Source organism: Mesorhizobium sp. M0029 (genome assembly GCF_040323735.1).
Classification (GTDB): Bacteria; Pseudomonadota; Alphaproteobacteria; order Rhizobiales; family Rhizobiaceae; genus Mesorhizobium.
Genome location: NZ_JAMYVF010000002.1, coordinates 559,790 through 566,343 on the forward strand (window position 1 = coordinate 559,790; position 6,554 = coordinate 566,343).

Genomic DNA, 6,554 nt, shown 5'->3' on the forward strand with positions numbered 1-6,554 from the left:
TCTCTACCCGTTCGTTGCGACTTCAGGCAACGCCTCGTTAGATCAGCGTCTCGGCGAACAGCGTCGTCAGTCGCTTCCAATGACGTTCGGCGCCGGCCGCGTTGAAGACGCTGTGGTCCGACACGCACCAGCCATGCGCCATGCCGGCATAGTTTTCGATGGCGTGGTCGACCTCCGCCACGCGCAGCGCCTCGACCAGCCGCGCCGACTGCTCCGGCGGAAAGCTGCGGTCGACGCCCGATGTCCCGACATAGACGCGCGCCTTGATCATTGCGGCCTTGCGGTGCGGGCTGTCGGCGGCATCGCTGGCCAGATTGCCGCCATGGAAGCTCGCCGCCGCCACGATGCGATCGGGATAGGTTGCAGCCGCATTCAAAGCCCGCGCCCCGCCCATGCAGTAACCGACGACACCGACCGGTCCGGTGACACCTTCAGCGGTAAGCGTGTCGAGGAACGCCCTGCTGTCGCGGATGGTCATGTCCTGTGTCGTGCCGTGGACCAACGCCGTCAGCGCGACCTTGGTCTCCTCGACGACGAAAGCGGTCTTGGGCTCGAACGGCCCGTAGGGTGCTTTGCGATAGAAAAGATCCGGCACCAGCACGGCATAGCCCTCGCCTGCCAGCCGTTCCGCCATTGCGTCGAGCGCCGGTCGCGGACCGAAAGCGTCCATATAGAGAATGATGCCGGCCCTGGACGAGGAAGCGGTCGCCGAGCGGAACAGCCCGGCTTTCGCCACGCCGTCCCCGGTCTTGATCTCAATGTCCTGCTTCGCCATGGCCCGCTCCGTTAAATGTCGTGCGATACATATAAGCAGGCACCGTCAGGGCAAGCCGTTCCCTGACAATCCCGTTCAACACTTTGTGCGGGCTTTCGACCCGGCTACAGGCCGGCAAACGCCGTCATGTGAAAGGCCTGAACCTCAGGCGGATAGCGATGGGCCGTGCCATACGGACAGGCGTTGCGGTCGAGGCAGCCGCCGCCGCGGCATGGTTCGCCCTTCGATCCCCGCACATGCGCCAGGCAAGCCTGATGAGCGAAACCATCCGCGGAATAGGCGTCAACCGGACAGGATTTCAGGCAAGGTTTTGCAACACAGGCGTCGCAAAGGTGAATCGCTTCGCGACGTTCAGGAAGCGCGATCTCATCCTCGAACAGCAACGCGCCGCGATAGGCATGCCAGAGCCCGTACTGCGGATGCATCAGGATGCCCAGCGGCGACGGTCTCAGCCCCTCCGCTCGCATCGCCCATTGCTGGAACGGCAGATAAGGTCTGTCCGAAGGCGAAACGGCGCGCGCGCCGAATTTCTCCGCCACCGCACCGATCACTGCGCGCGACCATGTGTCGAGCGGATTAGCAATGGTTTGCGGTTGCCGGTCGCGCCAGCGCAGGAAATGCGGCCAGGGTGCCGCTCCCGCCTGCCCCACCAACAGCACGGATTTGGCGGGGGCAACTGAAGGGCCATGCGGCGGCGTTTCGCTTGTTGCGAAATTGAAGCCGCCGCGCAGGATGAGGCCGTCGGCGGAAAGCGCGGCCGCTATCTCGTCAGCCCGGCGCCGCGCAATCATCCCTTCTTGTCCGGGTCGGAGAAAGCGCTCCGCCAGACTTCCTTGTGGATGATGTTGGCGACTTTAGCCCCGCCTGACTCGGGCTCCTTTCAGGTGAAGGCGTCAGCCATCGACGCCTTCTTCGTCGCGATGTAGTCCTTCAGCCCGTCGTCGATGCCCGGATCGAGATACGGCGCCTCATAGGTCTCCAGCCAGCGGCGGGCGAGTTCGTTGGCGCGCTGCGGCGCTGTCTTCTCGCCCTCGGCCAGCCACTGCTCGTAGGAATTGTTGTCGGCGATGCTGGAGCGGTAGAAGGCGGTCTGGAAATTGGCCTGGGTGTGGTCGCAGCCGAGATAGTGGCTGCCCGGGCCAACCTGGCGGATGGCGTCCATCGCCTGGCCGTTTTCCGAGAGGTCGACGCCTTCGGAAAACTTTTGCGTCATGCCGAGCTGGTCGATGTCCATCATGAATTTTTCGTAGCAGGACGCCAGTCCGCCTTCGAGCCAGCCTGCCGAATGCAGGACGAAATTGGTGCCGGCAAGAATGGTCGAGTTCAGCGTGTTGGCGCTCTCATAGGCGGCCTGCGCGTCCGGAACCTTGGAGGCGCAGAGCGATCCGCCGGTGCGGAACGGCAGGCCGAGCCGGCGGGCAAGCTGTGCGGCGCCGTAGGAAACCAGCGACGGCTCCGGTGTGCCGAAGGTCGGCGCACCAGACTGCATGGAGATCGACGAGGCGAAGGTGCCGAACAGTACCGGCGCGCCGGGGCGGATCAACTGCGTGAAAGAGGCACCGGCCAGCACCTCGGCCAGAACCTGTGTCAGCGTGCCGGCCACCGTGACCGGGCTCATCGCGCCGGCAAGGATGAACGGCGTGACGATGCAAGCCTGGTTGTGACGCGAATAAACCTTCAGCGCGCCCAGCATGGTTTCGTCGAACACCATCGGCGAATTGGCGTTGATCAGGCTGGTCAGCACGGTGTTGTTTTCGACGAAATCGTCGCCGAACACGATCTTGGCCATGGCGACGGTGTCTTCGGCCCGCTCTGGCGCCGTCACCGAACCCATGAACGGTTTGTCCGAATATTTGATGTGGCTGTAGATCATGTCGAGATGGCGTTTGTTGACCGGCACATCGACCGGCTCGCACACCGTGCCGCCCGAATGGTGGATCGACGGCGCCATATAGGCGAGCTTCACGAAATTCCGGAAATCCTCGATCGTCGCGTAGCGCCTGACACCGTCGAGATCGCGCACGAAGGGCGGACCATAGACCGGCGCGAAGACCGTGGCGTTGCCGCCGATCTGCACCGAACGTTCGGCGTTGCGCGCATGCTGGGTGTAGATGGGCGGCGCGGTCTTCAGCAGCGAGCGGCAGAGGCCCTTGGGAAAATGCACGCGCTCGCCCTTGACGTCGGCGCCCGCCTCTTTCCAAAGCTGCAGCGCCTCGGCGTCGTCGCGAAAGATGATGCCGATCTCTTCCAGCACCGTATCGGTGTTGTTTTCGATAATCGCCAGGCCTTCCTCGTTGAGGACCTCATAGATGTTGATCTTGCGCTTGATATAGGTGAGCTGGGTGCCCGGTCCGCCGCCCGAGCGCGCCGCCCGCCTTGCAGCCGCGCCGCCGCTGGCAGCACGTCCACGTCGCGCATTGGACGCTTCCTGGTCGACTGACGCGTTTTCACTCATGATCGTTTTTTCCCTAAAAACCGTTTGCGGCCGCGTATGGCGGCTTCTCGCCCGGATCGTAGTCATGCACCCTATTCGAAACGGCCCGCCAGCGCCAACGCCTGTCGCAAAATCGACAAGAATTCCAATAGATTTGCGGTCGCTTTCCTTTTGCGGGAAGTCGCAAATCAGCTATGGATACCTGCCCCCGCCGGGTTAGGTATTGACGCGATTATTTTAAGCCGCCGTGATCGCATCCCGTGCGGCAAGGAGCCCGAGAAAAATGGCCGACGACGAGATCATCCTCTCCGAGCTTTCCGACGACGAGTTGGTGCAGCAGATGCACGACGATCTCTATGACGGACTGAAGGAAGAGATCGAGGAAGGCACCAACATCCTGCTCGAGCGCGGCTGGGTGCCCTACAAGGTGCTGACCGAAGCTCTGGTCGAAGGCATGCGCATCGTCGGCGAGGACTTTCGCGACGGCATCCTGTTCGTTCCCGAGGTGCTGCTGTCGGCCAACGCCATGAAGGCCGGCATGTTCATCCTGCGCCCGCTGCTGGCCGCCACCGGCGCGCCGAAGCAGGGCAAGATGGTGATCGGCACCGTCAAGGGCGACATCCACGACATCGGCAAGAACCTCGTCGGCATGATGATGGAAGGTGCCGGCTTCGACGTCATCGATCTCGGCATCAACAATGCGGTGGAAAAATACCTCGACGCCATCGAGCAGCACCAGCCCGACATTATCGGCATGTCGGCGCTTTTGACCACGACCATGCCCTACATGAAGGTCGTCATCGACACGATGAAGGAAAAGGGCATCCGCGACGACTATGTCGTCCTGGTCGGCGGCGCGCCGCTAAACGAGGAATTCGGCAAGGCCGTCGGCGCCGATGCCTATTGCCGCGACGCGGCTGTGGCGGTCGAGACCGCCAAGGACTTCATGAAGCGCAAGCATAATATGCGCGCTTCAGCCTGATCTCTTCCGCAAGGCGTCTGGCCCACAATCGAAAGCCGCGCCTTGCAGCGCGGCTTTTTTGTTCCCAGCTATTGGAACGGATGGCTGCGTCAGGGTTTGGTGACGGTGTCGTCGACGGCTTTCGCGGTCGATTTGATATCCCGGCCGACACCACGGACGGTGTTGGCACAGGCCGTAAGCGCCAGGACGCAGGCAAGGATTGCAATCGGCGCAACGCGTAACAGTTTCATGGACGGTTTATCCCTCTCTCGATAGATTCGCCCCACAGCAACGAAGGCCGCTTCGACCGGGTTCCATGGCCAGAATGCAAAAAACGAAACCGAATCAAGACGACAGGCTGCTGGTCATCGCCTGTGGAATGATTGCGCGCGAAGTTTTGGCCGTCAAGGAGCAGCTCAAGCTCGACCATCTCGACCTGACCTGCCTGCCGGCGGAGTTCCATTTCTACCCCGACCGCATCGCACCGGCGATGGACAAGGCGATCGAAGAGGCCAAGGCGGAAGGCTATAGCAACATCTTCGTTGGCTATGCCGATTGCGGTACCGGCGGCATGCTCGACCGGGTCCTGGAGAAGCACGGCGTCGAGCGCATGGCCGGGCCGCACTGCTTTGCCTTCTACCAAGGCATGGACGCCTATGCGAAGGTCGCCGACGACGACATGATGTCGTTCTACATGACCGATTTCCTGTGCCGCCAGTTCGACGCCTTCTTCATGAAGCCGCTCGGCCTCGACAAGCACCCGGAGCTGATCAAGGACTATTTCGGCAACTACCAGAAGCTGATCTACATCGCCCAGACCGACGATCCGGAACTCGACAAGGTCGCCGAGCAGGCCGCGAAGATGCTTGGCCTCGCCTATGAGCGCCGCTCGACGGGCTATGGCGACCTGACGGCCGGGCTGGCGCAGGCCGCCGCCCACGCCTGAAGCGGTTCTTGAGCCGGGACGCTGTCGAGAACAGATGACAGGCCGCCGCGGATGGTTAAGTTGTGAGCAACAAGCAAACAGGCTGATTCAGCCATCCGAACACGGAACGTCCCGATGACCCCTCGCGTCCTGCTCTCCGCCCTTGGCCTCCTCTGCCTCGTCTTGCCCGCTCGCGCCGACGGCGAGGTGCAGAAGATCATCACGCCTGCCGACAAGGTGCGGCTCCACAAATATGGCGAGACCCGCAAGGCGGCGCTGGCCGAGGCAAAAGCGGGAGACCCGGCTGAGGTCAGCCAACTCGACGCGCTGCTGGCAAAGCCGATAGTGGCCTTTTCCGACAAGGACCTGAGCGGCAACTGGCAATGCCGAACCATCAAGGTGGGCCTGACCGGCCCGCTGGTCATCTATGGCTGGTTCAAGTGCAAGGTCACGGACGATGGCTCCGGCTGGCAGCTGGAAAAGGTCAGCGGCTCGCAACGCACTAAGGGCCGTTTCTTCGACGATAGCGAAAAACGCGCGATCTATCTCGGCTCCGGTTATGTCAATGACAACAAGCCAAAACCCTATGGCAGCGGCCCGGAAAGCGACCAGGTCGGCTATGCCTTCCGCACCAGCGCCAATGAATGGCGCATCGAATTCCCGGCGCCCTACTACGAATCGAAACTCGACATCATCGAGTTCAAGCGCTGATCCGTTGGTCTCTCGCTGGCCGGGCGGTCATCAAGATTTAACCTCGCCCGGCACAGAATTGAGCCGGGCAGCGCACGGCAAATGGTTGCGCGCCGGCAAGAAAGCGCGCCATGGCATCAGCGGTTGAAAAAAGTGCTGCGATCGTCATCGTCACCGAAGGCGGGCCGCACATCTGGGCCATCGTCAACGCCATCGCCGACCAGCTCGACCCTGTCAGCGTCATCCTCGAAAGCCCTGAATCCAAAAAACAATTGCTGCTCGGCCGGGCGCGCCGCCAGGGCTGGTTTTCGGCCATCGGTCAACTCGGCACGATGGTGTTGACGAGGCTCGGCAAGCGCTTCTTCGCTGGCCACGCAGAGCGGCTCATCGCCGATCAGAAGCTTGAGACCGAGCCGAAGCCGGGACAAAAGATCATCCACGTCTCCTCCGCCAACGCAGCCGATTGCCTGCAGGCGATCGCCGACATCCGCCCGGGCGTGGTGCTGCTCGCCGGCTGCCGGCTCTTGTCCCGGCAGACGCTGGCGCAAATGCCCTGCCCGGTGCTCAACTACCACGCCGGCATCGCGCCGAAATACCGCGGCATGAATGGCGGCTACTGGGCGCTGGCCTGCGGCGATCTCCAGAATTTCGGCACCACCGTGCATCTGGTCGACGCCGGGGGGGGCCCCCGCGGGGGGGTGGAACAGGGGCGCGGCCAGCCGGGGCCCGGCGCCCCGCTGTGGAGGGATGGGTTGGGCCCGGCGGCGTT

General features: G+C 62.7%; 8 protein-coding genes. 4 read left to right on the plus strand and 4 right to left on the minus strand.

Annotated elements, in window-relative coordinates:
- Positions 1-37: 37 nt before the first annotated feature.
- From NKJ76_RS05975 to NKJ76_RS05985, 3 genes are all read right to left on the minus strand, one after another.
- A complete protein-coding gene (locus tag NKJ76_RS05975; RefSeq protein WP_023691017.1) occupies positions 38-775 on the minus strand; it encodes a dienelactone hydrolase family protein in 738 nt (245 codons plus the stop codon).
- A gap of 104 nt (positions 776-879) precedes the next feature.
- A complete protein-coding gene (locus NKJ76_RS05980) occupies positions 880-1,566 on the minus strand; it encodes a hypothetical protein (RefSeq protein WP_023691016.1) in 687 nt (228 codons plus the stop codon).
- Positions 1,567-1,655: 89 nt separating this feature from the next.
- A complete protein-coding gene (locus NKJ76_RS05985; protein WP_023670403.1) occupies positions 1,656-3,230 on the minus strand; it encodes a trimethylamine methyltransferase family protein in 1,575 nt (524 codons plus the stop codon).
- Between the two features lie 262 nt (positions 3,231-3,492).
- Here NKJ76_RS05985 and NKJ76_RS05990 point away from each other — a divergent pair, with 262 nt between their 5' ends.
- Positions 3,493-4,191 (plus strand): cobalamin B12-binding domain-containing protein, encoded by a 699-nt coding sequence (locus NKJ76_RS05990; protein WP_023670402.1) that lies wholly within the window; start codon positions 3,493-3,495, stop codon positions 4,189-4,191.
- 89 nt (positions 4,192-4,280) lie between these two features.
- Here NKJ76_RS05990 and NKJ76_RS05995 read toward each other — a convergent pair whose 3' ends face one another.
- Positions 4,281-4,421 carry an entericidin A/B family lipoprotein gene (locus NKJ76_RS05995; protein ID WP_023670401.1) on the minus strand — a complete coding sequence of 47 codons (141 nt, stop codon included), beginning with the start codon at positions 4,419-4,421 and terminating at the stop codon, positions 4,281-4,283.
- Between the two features lie 65 nt (positions 4,422-4,486).
- Between NKJ76_RS05995 and NKJ76_RS06000 the strand changes: the two genes are divergently transcribed.
- The 3 genes from NKJ76_RS06000 to NKJ76_RS06010 all read left to right on the plus strand — a co-directional run.
- Positions 4,487-5,116 (plus strand): DUF1638 domain-containing protein, encoded by a 630-nt coding sequence (locus tag NKJ76_RS06000; RefSeq protein WP_023681776.1) that lies wholly within the window; start codon positions 4,487-4,489, stop codon positions 5,114-5,116.
- Between the two features lie 114 nt (positions 5,117-5,230).
- Entirely contained in the window at positions 5,231-5,806 is a 576-nt protein-coding gene (locus tag NKJ76_RS06005) for a DUF4893 domain-containing protein (protein WP_023681777.1), read from the plus strand.
- A 110-nt stretch (positions 5,807-5,916) separates the two neighbouring features.
- Positions 5,917-6,554, plus strand: a 638-nt coding sequence (locus NKJ76_RS06010; protein WP_352536987.1) for a formyltransferase family protein, incomplete at its 3' end; no start/stop codon positions are given.